General features: G+C 33.3%; 15 protein-coding genes. 5 read left to right on the forward strand and 10 right to left on the reverse strand.

The genetic code is table 11. The features are described from left to right. Positions 1-25: 25 nt before the first annotated feature. The 4 genes from secA to L1276_RS13655 form a co-directional block, all read right to left on the reverse strand. A complete protein-coding gene (secA, locus tag L1276_RS13640; RefSeq protein ID WP_253788664.1) occupies positions 26-3,367 on the reverse strand; it encodes a preprotein translocase subunit SecA in 3,342 nt (1,113 codons plus the stop codon). Positions 3,368-3,453: 86 nt separating this feature from the next. Then, on the reverse strand, positions 3,454-3,675 hold the full coding sequence (locus L1276_RS13645) for a DUF2795 domain-containing protein (RefSeq protein ID WP_007138072.1): 222 nt from the start codon (positions 3,673-3,675) through the stop codon (positions 3,454-3,456). Between the two features lie 218 nt (positions 3,676-3,893). Beyond that, the gene (locus tag L1276_RS13650) at positions 3,894-4,463 is read right to left on the reverse strand and encodes a cob(I)yrinic acid a,c-diamide adenosyltransferase (RefSeq protein ID WP_253788666.1); all 570 of its coding nucleotides are present in this window, start codon (positions 4,461-4,463) and stop codon (positions 3,894-3,896) included. A gap of 151 nt (positions 4,464-4,614) precedes the next feature. Then, positions 4,615-5,301, reverse strand: a complete 687-nt coding sequence (locus L1276_RS13655) for an ABC transporter ATP-binding protein (protein ID WP_253788668.1) — start codon at positions 5,299-5,301, stop codon at positions 4,615-4,617. Between the two features lie 286 nt (positions 5,302-5,587). Between L1276_RS13655 and L1276_RS13660 the strand changes: the two genes are divergently transcribed. Further along, positions 5,588-6,247: a DUF6565 domain-containing protein gene (locus L1276_RS13660; RefSeq protein WP_253788669.1), complete on the forward strand. Its 660-nt coding sequence runs from the start codon at positions 5,588-5,590 to the stop codon at positions 6,245-6,247. A gap of 52 nt (positions 6,248-6,299) precedes the next feature. On the opposite strand, the gene L1276_RS13665 is transcribed toward L1276_RS13660, so the two are convergent. From L1276_RS13665 to L1276_RS13680, 4 genes are all read right to left on the reverse strand, one after another. Beyond that, positions 6,300-7,091: an O-methyltransferase gene (locus L1276_RS13665; RefSeq protein ID WP_253788671.1), complete on the reverse strand. Its 792-nt coding sequence runs from the start codon at positions 7,089-7,091 to the stop codon at positions 6,300-6,302. A 16-nt stretch (positions 7,092-7,107) separates the two neighbouring features. Next, the gene (locus L1276_RS13670; RefSeq protein ID WP_253788673.1) at positions 7,108-7,620 is read right to left on the reverse strand and encodes an FKBP-type peptidyl-prolyl cis-trans isomerase; all 513 of its coding nucleotides are present in this window, start codon (positions 7,618-7,620) and stop codon (positions 7,108-7,110) included. A 121-nt stretch (positions 7,621-7,741) separates the two neighbouring features. Then, complete coding sequence (locus L1276_RS13675; RefSeq protein ID WP_253788675.1) at positions 7,742-9,604, reverse strand: ATP-binding cassette domain-containing protein; 1,863 nt, start codon at positions 9,602-9,604, stop codon at positions 7,742-7,744. 92 nt (positions 9,605-9,696) lie between these two features. Further along, the gene (locus L1276_RS13680) at positions 9,697-10,662 is read right to left on the reverse strand and encodes a T9SS C-terminal target domain-containing protein (RefSeq protein WP_253788677.1); all 966 of its coding nucleotides are present in this window, start codon (positions 10,660-10,662) and stop codon (positions 9,697-9,699) included. Between the two features lie 133 nt (positions 10,663-10,795). On the opposite strand from L1276_RS13680, the gene L1276_RS13685 reads away from it, so the two are divergent. Continuing rightward, entirely contained in the window at positions 10,796-12,208 is a 1,413-nt protein-coding gene (locus tag L1276_RS13685; protein WP_253788679.1) for an undecaprenyl-phosphate glucose phosphotransferase, read from the forward strand. Positions 12,209-12,211: 3 nt separating this feature from the next. On the opposite strand, the gene L1276_RS13690 is transcribed toward L1276_RS13685, so the two are convergent. Then, positions 12,212-12,949 carry a tyrosine-protein phosphatase gene (locus tag L1276_RS13690; protein ID WP_253788681.1) on the reverse strand — a complete coding sequence of 246 codons (738 nt, stop codon included), beginning with the start codon at positions 12,947-12,949 and terminating at the stop codon, positions 12,212-12,214. 126 nt (positions 12,950-13,075) lie between these two features. Between L1276_RS13690 and L1276_RS13695 the strand changes: the two genes are divergently transcribed. Continuing rightward, positions 13,076-14,263, forward strand: coding sequence for a DUF5009 domain-containing protein (locus L1276_RS13695; protein ID WP_253788683.1), 1,188 nt, complete (start codon positions 13,076-13,078; stop codon positions 14,261-14,263). Positions 14,264-14,320: 57 nt separating this feature from the next. Here the strand turns inward: L1276_RS13695 and L1276_RS13700 are convergent, their stop codons facing one another. Then, positions 14,321-14,902, reverse strand: coding sequence for a hypothetical protein (locus tag L1276_RS13700; RefSeq protein ID WP_253788685.1), 582 nt, complete (start codon positions 14,900-14,902; stop codon positions 14,321-14,323). A 121-nt stretch (positions 14,903-15,023) separates the two neighbouring features. On the opposite strand from L1276_RS13700, the gene L1276_RS13705 reads away from it, so the two are divergent. Both L1276_RS13705 and L1276_RS13710 read left to right on the forward strand, forming a co-directional pair. Next, positions 15,024-16,205 (forward strand): hypothetical protein, encoded by a 1,182-nt coding sequence (locus L1276_RS13705; protein WP_253788687.1) that lies wholly within the window; start codon positions 15,024-15,026, stop codon positions 16,203-16,205. Between the two features lie 30 nt (positions 16,206-16,235). Then, on the forward strand, positions 16,236-17,399 hold the full coding sequence (locus tag L1276_RS13710) for a glycosyltransferase family 2 protein (protein ID WP_253788689.1): 1,164 nt from the start codon (positions 16,236-16,238) through the stop codon (positions 17,397-17,399). The last annotated feature ends 11 nt before the right edge of the window (positions 17,400-17,410 follow it).

A 17,410-nucleotide genomic window follows, 5' to 3' on the forward strand; every position in this document is an offset into this window, starting at 1 on the left:
TGAGGCTGAAAACTAAAAGGAATTATTATTTAACAAGAACCCAAGTCCCAGCAACAATAAGGCTTTCAGCTTTTTTAAATTTCATTGTTTCTGTTTTACCAGTTGCAACTTCCTGAACTGTTACAGTATCGTTACGGTTAATTTTTGGCATATCTCTAACAATCGTTTCTGTAACCTGACGTTGTTGTGTTTCTCCAGCTTCACGGTTAATTTCTTCGCTGTTAGGAATTTCATCTTTGCTTAATTGAAAATTTTCTTTTTGACGAACTTCTCTGGCTTCATGAATTTCAGGAACGTTTTGAGCAGGTAAATCACCTTTGAATAAGAATGAAATAACTTCTTTGTTAACGTTGTCTAACATTCCTCTAAACAAGTTGAAAGCTTCTAATTTGTAAATAAGCAATGGATCTTTTTGTTCGTGAACAGCCAATTGAACAGATTGTTTCAATTCGTCCATTTTGCGTAAATGTTTTTTCCAAGCCTCATCCACAATAGAAAGAGTGATGTTTTTCTCGAAATCAGCAATTAATTGAGCACCTTCACTGTCGTACGCTTTTTTCAAGTCAGTAACCACATTCAAAGTTTTAATTCCGTCTGTAAATGGAACTACAATTCTTTCGAAATGATTGTTTGGCTCTTCATAAACTCCTCTAATGATTGGGAAAGCTTCTCTTGCGCTTCTTTCTGTTTTTTCAGTATAGAAAGCCAGAGCTTCTTTATATACTTTTCCAGTTACTTCAATATCTGATAATTTTTGAAAATCAGCTTCTGAAATTGGAGAAGTAATTCCGAAATAACGAATTAAGTCAAAATCAAAACCTTTAAAATCATTTGCAATTTTATTGTTGCTTACAATTAATTCGCAAGTATCATAAAGCATATTAGCGATATCCAGTTTTAAACGCTCGCCAAATAATGCATGACGGCGACGTTTGTAAACTACTTCACGCTGAGAGTTCATAACGTCATCATATTCTAATAAACGTTTACGAACACCAAAATTGTTTTCTTCTACTTTTTTCTGAGCACGTTCGATAGATTTAGTCATCATAGAATGCTGAATAACTTCACCTTCTTTCAATCCCATTCTGTCCATTACTTTGGCCACTCTTTCAGAACCAAATAAACGCATTAAGTTATCTTCAAGAGAAACGTAGAACTGAGAACTTCCCGGATCTCCCTGACGACCAGAACGACCACGTAACTGTCTGTCAACACGACGTGAATCATGACGCTCTGTACCCACGATTGCTAAACCTCCCGCAGCTTTAACTTCTGGAGATAATTTAATATCGGTACCACGACCTGCCATATTTGTTGCAATAGTTACAACTCCCGCTTTACCTGCTTCTTCAACGATTTGTGCCTCTTGCTTGTGCATTTTAGCATTCAATACGTTATGTGTAATTCCTCTCATTTTAAGCATACGGCTTAATAATTCTGAAATCTCTACAGAAGTTGTTCCAATTAATACTGGTCTTCCAGCTTGAGATAATTCAGTAACATCTTCAATTACAGCGTTGAATTTTTCACGTGTTGTTTTGTAGATATAATCTTCTTTGTCAATTCTTGAGATGCCGCGATTGGTAGGAATTTCAACAACGTCTAATTTATAAATCTGCCATAACTCGCCGGCTTCTGTAACAGCTGTACCCGTCATACCGCCTAATTTGCTGTACATTCTGAAATAATTCTGTAATGTTACAGTTGCAAAAGTCTGCGTTGCAGCTTCGATTTTTACATTTTCTTTAGCTTCGATCGCCTGGTGTAAACCGTCAGAATAACGACGACCATCCATGATACGACCTGTCTGCTCATCGACAATCATAATTTTGTTGTCCATGATAACGTATTCTACATCTTTTTCAAAAAGAGCATACGCTTTTAAAAGCTGCGTAAGAGTATGGATACGTTCGCTTTTTACTCCAAAATCCTGGAATAATCTTTCTTTAGCTTCGGCTTCAGAATCTTTGTCTAACTTTTGCTTTTCGATAGCAGCAATTTCTGTTCCGATGTCTGGTAAAACGAAGAAATCAGAATCTGTATCGCCAGATAAATATTTGATACCATTATCAGTTAATTCTACCTGATTGTTTTTTTCTTCAATCACAAAGTATAAAGCCTCATCAACTTTATGCATTTCGCGATTGTTATCCTGCATGTATTGATTTTCAGTTTTTTGAAGTAATTGTTTAATTCCTTCTTCACTTAAAAATTTAATTAATGCTTTATTTTTAGGTAAACTTCTGTAAGCTCTTAATAATAAGAATCCGCCTTCTTTAGTATTTCCTTCTTTGATTAATTTTTTAGCTTCAGCTAAGAAACCATTCGCTAACTGACGCTGTTGTGCAACTAAGTTTTCGATTTTTGGTTTCAATTCGTTAAATTCATGACGATCTCCCTGTGGAACTGGTCCTGAAATAATAAGCGGTGTTCTTGCATCATCAATTAATACAGAATCGACCTCATCGACAATAGCATAATTGTGTTTTCTCTGCACTAAATCGCTAGGTGAGTGCGCCATGTTATCTCTTAAATAGTCAAAACCAAATTCGTTGTTGGTTCCGTAAGTGATATCAGCATCGTACGCTTTTTTTCTAGCCTCAGTACTTGGCTGGTGATTATCGATACAATCAACAGATAAACCGTGGAATTCAAATAATGGTGCTTTCCACGTGCTGTCACGTTTTGCTAAGTAGTCATTCACTGTTACTAAGTGAACTCCGTTTCCGGTTAAAGCGTTTAAGTAAAGCGGCAATGTAGCTACTAACGTTTTACCTTCACCCGTTTGCATTTCGGCAACTTTACCTTCATGTAAAACCATTCCTCCAATCAACTGAACATCATAGTGAATCATGTCCCAAGTGATATCTTTTCCGGCAGCATTCCATTGATTAGCCCAAATCGATTTTTCTCCGTCAATTGTAATATAGGGTTTGACTGCAGAAAATTCACGGTCTTTTGCAGTTGCAGTAACTTCAATATGAGAGTTTTCTTTAAAACGACGAGCCGTTTCTTTTACTACAGAAAACGCTTCTGGAAGAATTTCCAATAAAGTTTTTTCAGAGATTTCATAAGCTTCTTTTTCAAGTGCATCTATTGCATCATAAAGATCTTCTCTTTTATCAATATCCTCGATTTTTTCAACCTCAGTTTTAAGAGAAGCTATTTTTGCATCTTTATCTGCTCTTGCTTCTTTAATTCTTTCTTTAAAGTATGCTGTTCTTGCTCTTAATTCATCGTGAGACAAACTCATTAAGCTAGTTTCGAAAGTTTTAATTTTGTTTAAGTAAGGCTGTAGGGCTTTAACGTCTTTTTGAGACTTATCACCTACAAAGACCTTGATGATGCTGTTTATGAAACTCATAATTTATTGTATTTCTTTATTATATAATGTGTATTTGAACCAAAAAAAAAGCCTCTGTGATGAGACTTTTTCCTTTGGTTTATTTTTTAATATTCATCCTCATTCCAAAGATAATCTTCGTCTGTTGGATAATCAGGCCAAATTTCTTCCATTGATTCATATATCTCCCCTTCGTCTTCGATTGATTGAAGGTTCTCTACTACTTCTAATGGAGCACCAGCTCTAATAGCGTAGTCTATAAGTTCGTCTTTGTTAGCAGGCCATGGCGCATCACTTAAATAAGATGCTAATTCTAATGTCCAATACATCTGTTATCTGTTTAGTTTGTGCAAAAATAAATTTTTTACTGAAAAAGACAAGTAAAATTTGATTTATTTTAATAAAATTTAAGAACGTCTTTACTAGTATTCAGTTTTTAGTGCCGGTTTTCAGTGTTAAAACTTAAAATTGCTCCTAATTGCTGTATTTTTTTTGTATCCAGTTTTTATGTGAGTTTGCAGTATGAAAAACTGAAAACTTAGACTGTTTACTTCCTCGGAATCCATTTCACTTCCTCCGCTTTTAAGTCAAACGACAACTTCCGTGCCAAGACAAAAAGGTAGTCAGAAAGTCGGTTTAAGTACATAATTGCAATTTCAGGAACGTGTTCATTATGGCTTAAATGTACTGCCAAACGCTCTGCACGACGACAAATACAACGTGCTATATGACAATGTGACACGGTTGGGTGTCCGCCTGGTAAAACAAAATGAGTCATTTGCGGAAGGCTTTCTTCCATTTTGTCTATTTCGTTTTCAAGCAATTCGATATCTGAATCAATTATTCCGAGATTTTTTAAACGAAGTTCTCCGTTTTTTAAAACTTCTTTTTCCTGCGGAGTTGCCAAAATGGCGCCTACGGTAAAAAGACGATCCTGAATTTCTATTAAAATGGTTTTATAATGGGAATCCATTTCCTGATCGCGAATTAATCCTATATAAGAATTCAGTTCATCAACAGTTCCATAACTGTCAATCCTGATATGATCCTTAGGAACACGCGTGCCTCCAAAAAGAGCTGTTGTTCCTTTGTCGCCTGTTTTGGTATATACTTTCATTTTTTTTTAAAGATGCTAAGGTTCTGAGGTGCTAAGATTCTAAGATTTCTTTTTTGGAGTAAAATTTAAAATCTTTTTAAGATGTTGAGCTTTTTCTTTTTGCGATTAAACGATTAACCAAATAAACGGTCCAACTATTTGAAATCTAAAATTATTTAGTCCTGTCGCTTTCAATTAATCCGTCTCTTAAACGAATAACTCTGTGTGCGTAAGCTGCAATATCTTCTTCGTGAGTTACCAGGATTACTGTATTTCCCTGTGCGTGAATATCTCCAAAAAGCTTCATGATTTCTACAGAAGTTTTACTGTCTAAGTTTCCTGTTGGTTCATCGGCTAAAATAATCGAAGGTTTGTTGACCAAAGCTCTTGCAATGGCAACACGCTGGCGTTGTCCTCCAGATAACTGATTCGGCTGGTGATCCATTCTGTCAGCCAGATTTACTTGTTTTAAAACTTCAGTAGCTCTTGCGTTTCTATCCGATTTTGAATATCCGGCATAAATCATAGGCAGCGCTACATTGTCTAAAGCCGTTGTTCTTGGTAAAAGATTGAAGGTTTGAAATACAAAACCAATTTCAGTATTTCTAATTCCGGCCAATTCATCATCGCGCATTTGGCTGACATCCTTTCCGTTTAAAACATATCTTCCCGAAGTAGGCGTATCCAAACAACCTAATAAATTCATTAAAGTTGATTTTCCAGATCCCGAAGGGCCCATTAAAGCGACATATTCGCCTTTGTTGATTTCTAAATTAACTCCTTTTAAAACATATACGATTTCATTACCAAGTACAAAATTTCGTCTTATGTCGGTTATCTTAATTAATGGATCTGCCATTTTATTTTACAATTTTGGATTTAAAAGTACAAAACACTTTTCAATAAATGATAAGTAGTTTAGAATTGGATTTTGTTACAAAAGCTTTTGATATATGTATTAAAAGAAATATATTTTTTAAAACAGAAAAAAGTTATATCATTTTTGATTTATTTTGCATAATTATCATTATTTTATAAATTTTATAGTTTTAAAATGTTTTTTAATTTACGAATGTGATAATAATGTAATTTGTTTGGTTTTGTAATTGGTAAATTTGATTATGAATTAATTAAAACAATAAATTATGAAAAACATAAAAATCGTATTAGGAATCGCATTAATTGCATTAGGATTTACATCGTGTAAAGATGAAAAACAAGAAAAAGCTCAAAAAACAATCGACTCTTATGTAGCCTACGTCGATTCTGTAAAAAATGTTTCTGCAGAGAATTTAAAAGCCGACTGGAAAGCAGTTGATGCTGAATATGATAGAAGATCTCAAGAAGCTCAGGCAGCCTTAGCAGATTTAAAAGATAATACTGCTGAGACTGAAAAAGTAAATACTAGTAAAGTAAAATATGAAGAGTTTAAAAATGAGATGACCACCGTTTTTGCCCCTCCAGCTCCGAGTCCGAAACAGCAATTGAGAAACGCCTTGTTTGGTGAAGGAAAAATTGGCGACGATATGAGCTTTGCCTGGGTAAACGCTCAAAATATTCATAGTGTTTACCAACAATTTGTACATACTGTAGAAAATAATAAGGATAAATATTCCAGAGAAGACTGGGATGAAATTAAAGTATTGTATGAAGCGCTTGACAGCCGTAAAAATACTGTTGAAAAAGAAGGTTTAACTTCTGAAGACAATAGAAAAATTGCAGGTCTAAAAGTTAAATTTGCACCTATGTATACTTTAAACAGAATGGGAGCTAAAGCCGAAGAGAATAAAGAAGCTAAAAAATAAAGTTTGAATTTTTATTCAAATGAAAAAGACGATCAGAAGTGATCGTCTTTTTTTATGCTCTAATCACAAAATGTTCTTTTTCCTGCTCGTATCTAAAAAATACAAATCCCCATTGAAAAGTATCAATTGTTACTTTTACTTTAGGATGATTTTTAATAATTTCCCAAGCTTGCTCCATTTCTGGAGACCAATGAATATCATCAAAAATCCAAACCGAATCGTTGTTGATTGTGGGTAGTAAAAGCTCAAAATAGGCTAAAGTTGCTTTTTTAGAATGATTTCCGTCAAAATATATTAGATCGAAGTTTTCAGTCTCAGTTTTCAGTCTCAGTTTAATATCCTGTAGATAACTGTCAAATTCGGTTACAACAGAATCTACATTGTCGAGATTGAATTTTTGCAATTGTAATTGACATTGATCTGCCGTTTGCGGACATCCTTCTAAAGTAATTACCTTCGCTTTCGTGTTTCCAAGAGCGAGGGCAGAAGTGGCCAAGCCTAACGAAGTGCCAATTTCGAGAATATTTTTGGGCTGAAAATAATTAGTAACGCGAAATAATAATTCGGCACGTTTAGGAGAAATTCCGGCCGTTGAAGCGATTTTTGAAATCTGCCTTCTGTTAGATTTAAAAACTTTCGAGCCAACGCCAAAATCGGTTACTTCAATAAAATTTTTATTTTCAAGAAGTGATTTTCTGTAGTTCTTTAGAATTTGATATTCGGGTTTTGGCTTTTTATCGTAAAAACATTTCGTAAGTAAATTAAAAACAAATGGCGAATGTACGCCGTGTTCGTTTGTAGAATGCCAAAGAAAGTTGAAATACGATTTGATTGGAAACAACATGAATTTTGAAATAATCTTAATTAACTGACTTTAATGTGATATCAAATATAAGTACTGAGCCTCCAGGGATACTTTTATAATCTTTACTGCCATAGCCTAAGTGGGAAGGAACAAAAAGCTGAATTTCTCCGCCTGTTTTTAAAAATGGAATTCCTTCTTTCCAACCCGGAATAAGACTGCGCAAAACAAAGGAAACTCCTTCTGTAGTTTCGTCAAAAACTTTTCCATTAGTAAAATAACCTTTATAAATAACGGTTACATTAGAATCTAATGTAGGGTGTCCGTCAGTTTCATTTTCACCTGCATTTTCTTCCTCGCCCGCATTCTCTCCTCCACTTTCACTTTCTCCTTCTTTGATTATAATGTAGTATAAACCAGAATTTGTTCTTTGTGCAGTTAAGTTATTCTGTGTCAGATAATCTATAATTTCTTTCTCGTTTTGGGCAGTATAATCTTTAACTTCATCATTATCCTTAGAACAAGAAATAAAGAGAGTTAATGAAAGTAAAGCGGTTAAAAGTTGTTTCATGTTTTATCTTTTTAAATCATTAAATATTCAGTTTCACAGAGCTTCACAAAGAAAACGCAAAGATTGACAAAAAATTTCGTGTAACTCGGTGTGTTTTCTTTGTGAATCTTTGTGTAATAGATTACCCTTCAATCTTCGCTGAAAGCTCAAACCAGCGTTCTTCTTTAGCGTCAATTTTACTTATAATACTTTGAAGTTCATTTGCCTTTTTCTCAATATCAGCATCTGCCACTTTTCCTTCAGAAAATAATTGTTCGATTTTCGTTTTTTCGATTTCTAAATCTTTGATTTCTCTTTCGATTTTTTGATATTCTTTTTGCTCGTTAAAACTTAAATTTCCAGTTGGATTATTTTGTTTCCAGTCTTTCTTTTCTGCTTTATTTTCTTCTTTTTGAGCCACATCGGCACTGTCTTCATAAGCACGGAAATCTGAATAGTTCCCGGGGAAATTCTCTATTTCGCCATGTCCTCTAAAAACAAATAAATGATCGACAATTTTATCCATAAAGTAACGGTCGTGCGAAACTACCAATAAACATCCCGGATAATCTAAAAGGAAACTTTCAAGAACGTTTAGCGTTACAATATCCAAATCGTTTGTAGGCTCATCTAGAATCAAAAAGTTCGGATTCTGAATTAAAACCGTACACAAATACAAACGTTTTAATTCACCACCGCTTAATTTTTCAACGTAATCGTATTGTTTTTTGGCATCAAAAAGAAAACGCTCTAACAACTGCGAAGCCGAAATAATTTTCCCTTTTGCTAACGGAATATATTCGCCGTATTCCTTAATAATATCAATAACACGCTGACCCGGTTTTGGGTTAATTCCAGATTGTGTGTAGTATCCAATTTTTATGGTATCACCTTTTACAACTCGTCCATTGTCTGGCGGAATTGTTCCTGTCAAAAGATTTAAGAAAGTCGATTTCCCAGTTCCGTTTTTACCAATAATTCCGATTCTTTCGCCACGCTGAAAATCAAAACTAAAATTATCCAAGATAACTTTGTCCTTGAATTTTTTAGAAAGTTTATGAAGCTCGATAATTTTGCTTCCCATTCTTTCCATATTAATTTCAAGCTCCACTTTGTTTTCTTTACGTCGGCTTTGGGCTTTTTCTTTAATTACGTAAAAGTCATCCTGACGCGATTTAGATTTGGTTGTTCTCGCTTTTGGCTGGCGGCGCATCCATTCTAATTCTTTTACAAATAAGTTTTTTGCTTTGTCAATGCTGGAATTTTCAGAAGTAATTCTTTCTTCTTTTTTCTCTAAGTAATACGAGTAATTTCCTTTGTATTGGTATAATTTTCCATTGTCAAGTTCTATAATTTCGTTACAGACGCGCTCCAAAAAGAAACGGTCGTGCGTTACCATAAACAAGGTGATATTTTCTTTGGCAAAATAACTTTCAAGCCATTCGATCATTTCAAGATCTAAATGGTTGGTTGGCTCATCCAAAATCAACAAATCAGGTCGATTAATTAAGATAATAGCCAATGAAAGACGTTTTTTTTGTCCTCCCGAAAGATTTTTAACTTTAAGTTTAAAATCTTCAAGTTTTAATTTAAATAAGATTTGTTTGTACTGCGTTTCAAAATCCCACGCATTATGCTGATCCATTCCGTCAAAAGCCTTTTGGTACGCTTCTTCGTCATTTGGGTTTTCAAGTGCTTTTTCGTAAGCCTCAATTATTTTAAGCGTTTCATTATCTGAAGCGAAAATACTTTCTTCAATCGTAAGCTCATCCTGAAGGTTGTTGTTCTGCGAAAGAAAAGCCATTCTAATTCCTTTTCTCAAAACAACTTGTCCTGTATCTGGTTCATCCAAACCATTAATAATGCTCATAATGGTAGTTTTACCAGAACCATTTTTTGCAATAAAAGCGATTTTTTGGTCTTTGTTGATTCCAAAAGAAATGTTGTCAAAAAGGACTTTTTCGCCAAATGACTTCGATATATTTTCTACAGATAAGTAATTCACTTTGTAAATTGTAAGTTATAAATTATGAGTTATGAGTATTCTGAAAAACATAACTTTTTGCAAAAGTAAACTTTTATCTTACTATTTGCGAATTATTTATGGAGATACAAATTCAGGATAGAACTCAAATCTAAATAATGAATTTGCTGCGGATTATTTATAATAGGTTTCCGAACCAAAGATTCATTCGTAATAAAATAATGAAGTCCATCTTTTGCGGCAATTCCTTCTATTTGATGAAACGGAAGTTTGAGGTCGATTTTTCTTTTATTTCCGGATAAAAAATCATGGTTTTTAAAATCATACAAAAGATAAAGAAACGTTTTTCCGGTTTTTGAATAACCGCAAAGAACTACGATTTTATTTTTTTCTAAATACGCTGCGCCCGTAACTAAACCATTTGTGTCTAAAGTGTTTTTAAACTGCGCGATATGATTTCCGGGTTCATTTGGCAAAACATAAATATTGGTTTTAGACGATTTCCATTGTTTTGAAAACAAATAAATACTGTCTTTTGATACTATAAAAGCTTCGCAGTCAAAATTGGTTCCATTTGGTTTTTGTACTGATAAATCAGTTTGATCGGAATATTGAAATGTAATTTTTTCGATAATTGGATTTTGCGCTAAAAACGACTTTTTTTCGATTTTTAAAATATTTAAATCCGCTCGGTTTCCTCTCAAATTATTTCCAAAATCTCCAATATATAAATGAGTGCTGTCTTGAGAAATCTCTTCCCAGTCATGATTGCTGGCATTTTCAAGAATAATTTTCTTTTTTATTTTGCCTAAAGAATCTAATCCGTAAATCGTTTTGTCGTGATCGTCATTATGTGTCCAAAGTAAATTAGCAAATGCAATTAACCCCGAAGTTTCTTTGATCGAATCACTAAGTTTTATGGAATATTGTGGTTTTAGTTTAAGGCTTTTGTAAACACAGCTTCCGTCATTTTCTGTCGCATTTGGATTGTAATTTTTAGAAAGCGGATCTGTACAGCCTGAAATTTGTGACTTAACTGAAAAAGAAAGCAAAAGAAAAAACAATAGAATTCGCAACATTACCGGATCTTAAATTTTGGTTAAGATAAAAGTAAAATTTTTAAGATTAGAGAAAAAAATAAGATTATTAATATAATTAAAATGTTATTTTGCAGCTGCAAGTTTAAGTTTTAAGCTGAGTTTCCCCAAGAATATGAAAATTTTAGAAGAACTGTCACGTTTTAGAATGTCCCGTTATTTCAAACTTTTGTTTGTATGCTGGGATGTCATTTTATTAAATACCGCAATATTGCTTTCAGCTTTAGCTAGATTTGGCAGTTTAAACGAACTCTTAATAAAAGAAGAAAGAACAGTTTCTGTACTGGCTAATTTAATTTGGATAGGATTACTGCTTAATAAAGATTCTTATCGAATGATTCGAATAGAACGCATTGAATCTATTTTAAAACGAACAATAAGAAAGCTTGTTATTCATGCTTCTATAATCTCAATTATTGTTGTTTATCTAAAATTCTCAGATATTTCCAGGCTTCGACTATTGTATTTCTATTTGTTCTTTTTTGTAATTCTGTTGATTTCGCGCTATATCTCAATGAAACTTCTAAAAGAAATACGTGCAAAAGGATATAATTTCAGGAAAATTATCATTGTTGGTGCAAATGAAACAGGCGAACGAATGCGAAAAATTTTAGCCAAAGATTTAACCTACGGCTATAAGTTTTTAGGTTTTTTTGATGAAAATGCAGATCCTGTTTTTTCAGATCAATTAATTGGCGGTTTTAATGAAATTCAGGATTTCATAACTCAAAAAGGAGTCGACGAAATGTATGTCGCCCTGCATATAGATGATATAGCAGTAATCAATAAGCTGGTTAAAATTTGTGAACAAAATATGGTAAGAATTAAATTTGTTCCAGATTTTCAGTTGTACACAAAATCGAGTAAAGTAGAAATTACTTTTTATGAAAATACTCCGGTATTAATGCTTCGCCGCGAGCCTTTAGAATTTGTAACCAATAAATTGATGAAAAAAGCATTTGATGTTTGTTTTGCGGGTTTGGTTATTTTATTGATATTTCCGTGGCTTTTTCCAATCGTAATGCTCATTATAAAATTAGAATCGCCGGGGCCAATATTTTTTAGACAAAAGCGAGCCGGACGTGATAACAGACCTTTTGTGTGTTTAAAATTCAGAAGTATGTATGTTAATGATCTTGCTCATGATAAGCAGGCAGGAAAAGGTGATAGCCGCGTAACCAAATTTGGTGCTTTTATTCGTAAAACAAGTATTGACGAACTGCCTCAGTTTTTTAATGTTTTTTGGGGAGATATGTCGGTTGTAGGGCCAAGACCGCACATGATAAATCTTGCCAAAGAATACAGCGAATTGATAAATAATTATTTAGTGCGTCAGTTTGCAAAACCCGGAATAACAGGCTGGGCGCAGGTTAATGGCTTTCGAGGCGAAACAAAAGAACTTGCTGATATGGAAAACAGAGTAGAATATGATATATGGTATATTGAAAACTGGAGTTTACTGCTGGATATAAAAATCATAGTAAGAACGATAATAAATGTCCTTAAAGGAGAAGAAAACGCCTATTAGTTTTTAAAACTGAAAAAACTGATTATTAGCAATGACCTCTTTTAAAATTGAAACTGAATCTATTTTTATTTTTTGATGCAGAGATTCAATATGAATACTGTGATGAACATCGGTTCCTGTAAAATCGTACATTCCCTTTTTTAGTAAAAGTTCGGCAGTTTTGGTGATTTCACTTCCATAATAACCCATTACAGCTAACAAATTGAGCTGAAATAAACAGCCCGATTTTTTCAGCTTTTCGTATTCGGTAAAATTTTTATGAAAATAAAAATACCTTTCAGGATGTGCCAAAACGGGAATATAACCCGCAAGCTGAATATCAAAAATAATTTTATATAAGTTTAAAGGTGCGCTTAAATACGATATTTCAACTAAAACATAATTGTCCTTTAAAGTAAGAAGTTTTTCTGATTTCAGGTGATTCTCAAACCAGTCATCTATAAAATATTCGGCGGCAGCTTTAAACGGAATGGTAATATTTTCGTCTTTTAATACAATCTGAGTTTCTTCTAGTTTATTCAAAATGTCCTGCTCAGAATTATTCCAGACATAATGGCTGATATGCGGTGTAGTAATAAATTGAGAAATTCCCAATTCCTGAAATGCTTTTGCCAGTTTAATCGTTTTTTTAATAGTCTTTGCCCCGTCATCAATTCCCGGAAGCAGATGCGAATGAATATCGACATAATCGCCCGCTAAAAGATCTTTTAAAAATGGTTTTGATTTAAAGAATGATAACATGCTGCAAAAGTAAAGAATTGATCTTGTTTTTATTTACGCTCAAAAAAAATACTTCAAAATAAAAATAATGTAACAATGTAACCCGCATTTCATAAAATATTATATTTGATAAAAAAGTAATGTTTTATGAAAATTAAAGAGAATTTATATAATCAAAGGATTATTTCTATTGATGCTCTGCGTGGAATTACTATTTTTGTAATGATATTTGTAAATGAACTGGCGAGCATTCAAAATGTGCCTCAATGGATGAAACATATGCCCTCTGATGCTGATGCCATGACCTTTGTCGATTTAGTTTTTCCTGCTTTTTTATTTATCGTCGGAATGTCAGTTCCGTTTGCATTTAACGCCAGATTAATAAAAGGCGACAGCCCAAAAGTAATTTGGAAACATACTTTAAAACGTGCTTTAGCTTTAATTATAATTGGCGTTTATATGGTAAATGCCGAATATGGTTACGATGCTTCAAAAATGATTATAGCACCTGCTTTCTGGGGACTTTTGGCTTACTCAATGCCAATTCCTATTTGGAATAAATATCCAAAAGATTTCTCGGTTTGGTTAAAATATATATTGCAATATGGCGGCATGCTGGTTTTAATAGCACTTTACTTTTTATATGTTCAGGAAGAAACCGGCGAAATAGGAATCACACCAAAATGGTGGGGAATTCTGGGTTTAATTGGCTGGGCATATCTTATTTCTGTAATTTATTATTGGTTAGTTTCAGGCCGATTATGGGCAATGATTGCCTTTTTGGTAGTTTGTGTTGTAGCAAATTCAGCTAATTTGACAAAAGGTTTGGTTTTGCCGGAATGGCTGAGTTTTATCGCCGGACATTTAACACATGCTTCATTAGTCGCAGCCGGAATTATAATTTCGCTTTTATTTTTTGATCGAAAAATGGAAAACAAAATCAATTGGCCCGTAATAGGATTTATTGTTTTATTTTTTGCCGTTGGATTTTTTCTACGTCAATATTATGGAATTTCAAAAATACAAGGAACTCCGGCGTGGACTTTAATTTCGGCTGGAATTTGCACCATCTTGTTCTACTTTTTGTATTGGCTGATGGAAGTTAAAAAACAAACCAAATGGAGCGGGTTTTTTATGCCCGCTGCCGCAAATCCGTTATTGATTTATATTTTGCCGGGCATTATTTATTATTTCTGTAAAGCTTTCAAAATTCATATTATTCCGGGGTATTTTAGAGAAGGTGTTCCGGGAATTCTTTGGGCTTTGGTATTCTCGATTATCATGCTGTATGTAATGAAAATCTTCAACAGATTTAAAATACAATTGCATTTATAATAGTAGCAGTTTTCAGTTAAACATACCGCAAACTGCAACTGAAAACTGAGAATGATACTATTCAATAACAACGGATTTTATTTCTAAAACAGCTCCAGAAACCGGATTATAATTCACAAAATTAAACTTGCAGAGATTATGAATATCTAAAGGCTTTCCGCTTGGATCGCCGTCTTGTTTAAAATCCGTCCACGGAATTTTTATGGTTGTGAACTTTTTAGCAGAAACAGGCAAGTCTATTCTTGGATGCGAGCCGCCGTGCACACATCCCGTTCCTTCAGCGTTTCCTTCACGTGCCTGCAATTTTATTAAATGTGATGATTTATATGTAATGCTGAGGTATTTTGAACTTTCAGACAAATTCGTTGGCTTGCCATCGTTTGAATCAGATTCTGTAAGCAGCACATTCAGCTCAATTTCTCCAGTTGGATTATCTTTTGCCGTAACTTTAATTATACCTTTTTCTTTTCTAATTCTATTAATTGTTTCCTGATTTTCTTTGGCTGGACCGGCAATGTACCAAGTTGAAGTTTTTACCAAATTTATATTTGCATTCGAAACTTTTTCCGCGGAAGCGAAACTTAAAATTGAAAACACAAAAAACAGAGAACTAAGTAAAATAATTGTTTTGATTTTCATTTTAAAAAAAGATTTTGATTTATTTCAAAAATAGAATTTTCTTTTTATTTATTTCGGAAGAAGCGTATATTCTGAATAAAATTTTAAATTTGTAAGAAGTTGTATGTGAAAAGCTTACGTCATGAAAAATGCAAAACTTCTATTGTGTTTCTTTTTCTTTTTTCAAATGCAATTCAGCTATTGCCAAAACGATTCCATTTCACATAATAATAAAGATATTCTGGATGTTTTGTACAAGCTTTTTAATAAAAATGATTCCTTACGAAAAAATCAGGATAAAAAAATAGCATTTTCATTGCTTCCCGTTCCAATCGATGCTAATAAAAATGCCGGTTTGGTAGTTTCTTTTTTAACCACATTTTATCTCGGCGACAGCAATACGACCAAAATGTCGCAGGTTTCATTTTCACCCTATTTTAGTTTTACCAAACAATATGTTTTTCCCATTCAAACCTATATATATACAAAAGATAATTACTGGAATTTTATAGGCGATTATCGGTATATGATCTATCCGCAGGATACATATGGTTTGGGCGGACATAATACAGATAAAAAAATGTCAACTTTGGATTATCAGCAATGGCGTTTTTACCAATTTGCAACCCGAAAAATAATCGGGAATTATCGACTTGGACTTGGATTTTTGTTTGATAATTACCAGAATATTTCTGAAGAATCCTTTATCGATGAAGAAACTGATTATTCTAAATATATGAATGGCAATTTTTCTAACGAAAGTTCCTTCGGAATTGCCATTCAGGGACTTTATGATTCCAGAGAAAATAATGTAAATCCAGAACAAGGTTTATATGTCGAAGCTGATTATCGAATCAATACAAGCGGAGTGGAAGGCAAAAAATGGAATTCAATTTATTTTGATGCCCGCAAATACCATTCTTTTCACAAATACAAACATCGGGTTTTGGCTTACAGAGCTTTTTATTGGTCGACTTTTGGAGGAAAACCACATTATTTAGATCTGCCAAGTATTGGCTGGGATCGGGATGGAAGAACCGGTCGTGGTTTTACCCGAAACAGATTCCGCAGCAATGCGCTGATTTATTTTGAAACTGAATATCGAACTGATATCTCAAAAAATGGTTTTTGGGGTGCTGTATTTTTTGCCAATGTTTCCTCCGTTTCAAAGTTAGATACCTATCAATTTAAAAAATGGAATCCAGCCGTTGGAACCGGATTGCGCATTAAATGGAACAAGAAAAACAACAGTAATTTAGTCCTTGATTACGGAATTAGTAAAAACGATTGGTCGTTGCGATTAGGTTTGGCTGAAAATTTCTAACTTTCCCCAAAATCAATTACAAAAATTTCAATGCAATTATCGGTTATCATTCTTAATTATAATGTGCGTTACTTTCTGGAACAATGTGTTTTAAGTGTTCAGGAAGCAATTGCCAATCTTGATGCCGAAATTATTGTTATCGATAATAATTCATCTGATGACAGTTGTTTGATGATGAAAACCCAATTTCCGGAAGTAAAACTGATTCAAAACCAGGAAAATTTTGGTTTCCCAAAAGGAAATAATATTGGAGTTGAACAAGCCGGTGGAAAATATATCTGCATTTTAAATCCCGATACCGTTGTTGCCGAAGATACTTTTACTAAAATTTTGGCTTTCGCCGAAGAAAAACAAGATTTAGGAATAATTGGGTGTAAATTAATTGACGGAACAGGAAATTTTCTGCCCGAAAGTAAACGCGGTATTCCATCGCCCTGGGTTGCTTTTACCAAGATCTTTGGTTTGTATAAAGTATTTCCAAAATGGAATCTTTTTAATCAATATTATGCACAGCATTTAAATGAAAACCAAACCGGAAAAGTAGAGATTCTCGTTGGTGCATTTATGTTTTTAGAAAAAGATTTATACCAAAAATTAAATGGTTTTGATGAAAAATGCTTTATGTACGCAGATGATATTGATTTGTCTTACAGAGCACTTTTACTAAAAAAATCAAATTATTATTTTCACGAAACAACCGTTTTACATTATAAAGGAGAAAGCACCGTAAAAGACGAATTGTATATGAAACGTTTTCAGGATGCAATGAACTTTTTCTACCAAAAGCATTTTAAGAAATCTTGGTTTTTTAGTTTTTTTATTAAAATAGGAACATGGTTTTTCTCTTTCATAAAAATGTTTCAGGGAAAGCCAAAAGACAAACCATTGCCGGAAAGTTATATTTTGTACTCCGAAAATGCGAATTTGACTGAAAAACTGGCTTCAATTTTAGAAAATAAAGTTAGTTTTTTAGATTTCAAAAAAGAAAAAATGGTAAATTCGTGCCTGATTTTAAAGGGTAAAAAGGCAGAGATCATTTTGGATAATCACTATGTTTCATTCAAAAAATGTATCAATATCATAGAAACTCTTAAAGATAAGAACATTACTTTTAAGATTTTCCCTAAAAAGACAGGTTTCATTATTGGCAGTAATTCGAGAAATGGCAGGGGGCAGGTCATTAAAATTGAGTAAAAATTATATTA

This window comes from Flavobacterium sp. HSC-32F16 (assembly GCF_024171645.1).
In the GTDB taxonomy this organism is placed as follows: domain Bacteria; phylum Bacteroidota; class Bacteroidia; order Flavobacteriales; family Flavobacteriaceae; genus Flavobacterium.

Coding starts and splice junctions, on each gene's coding strand:
- secA (WP_253788664.1), bottom strand. CDS start 3,367: ATGAGTTTCATAAACAGCATCATCAAGGTCTTTGTAGGTGATAAGTCT.
- L1276_RS13645 (WP_007138072.1), bottom strand. CDS start 3,675: ATGTATTGGACATTAGAATTAGCATCTTATTTAAGTGATGCGCCATGG.
- L1276_RS13650 (WP_253788666.1), bottom strand. CDS start 4,463: ATGAAAGTATATACCAAAACAGGCGACAAAGGAACAACAGCTCTTTTT.
- L1276_RS13655 (WP_253788668.1), bottom strand. CDS start 5,301: ATGGCAGATCCATTAATTAAGATAACCGACATAAGACGAAATTTTGTA.
- L1276_RS13660 (WP_253788669.1), top strand. CDS start 5,588: ATGAAAAACATAAAAATCGTATTAGGAATCGCATTAATTGCATTAGGA.
- L1276_RS13665 (WP_253788671.1), bottom strand. CDS start 7,091: ATGTTGTTTCCAATCAAATCGTATTTCAACTTTCTTTGGCATTCTACA.
- L1276_RS13670 (WP_253788673.1), bottom strand. CDS start 7,620: ATGAAACAACTTTTAACCGCTTTACTTTCATTAACTCTCTTTATTTCT.
- L1276_RS13680 (WP_253788677.1), bottom strand. CDS start 10,662: ATGTTGCGAATTCTATTGTTTTTTCTTTTGCTTTCTTTTTCAGTTAAG.
- L1276_RS13685 (WP_253788679.1), top strand. CDS start 10,796: ATGAAAATTTTAGAAGAACTGTCACGTTTTAGAATGTCCCGTTATTTC.
- L1276_RS13690 (WP_253788681.1), bottom strand. CDS start 12,949: ATGTTATCATTCTTTAAATCAAAACCATTTTTAAAAGATCTTTTAGCG.
- L1276_RS13695 (WP_253788683.1), top strand. CDS start 13,076: ATGAAAATTAAAGAGAATTTATATAATCAAAGGATTATTTCTATTGAT.
- L1276_RS13700 (WP_253788685.1), bottom strand. CDS start 14,902: ATGAAAATCAAAACAATTATTTTACTTAGTTCTCTGTTTTTTGTGTTT.
- L1276_RS13705 (WP_253788687.1), top strand. CDS start 15,024: ATGAAAAATGCAAAACTTCTATTGTGTTTCTTTTTCTTTTTTCAAATG.
- L1276_RS13710 (WP_253788689.1), top strand. CDS start 16,236: ATGCAATTATCGGTTATCATTCTTAATTATAATGTGCGTTACTTTCTG.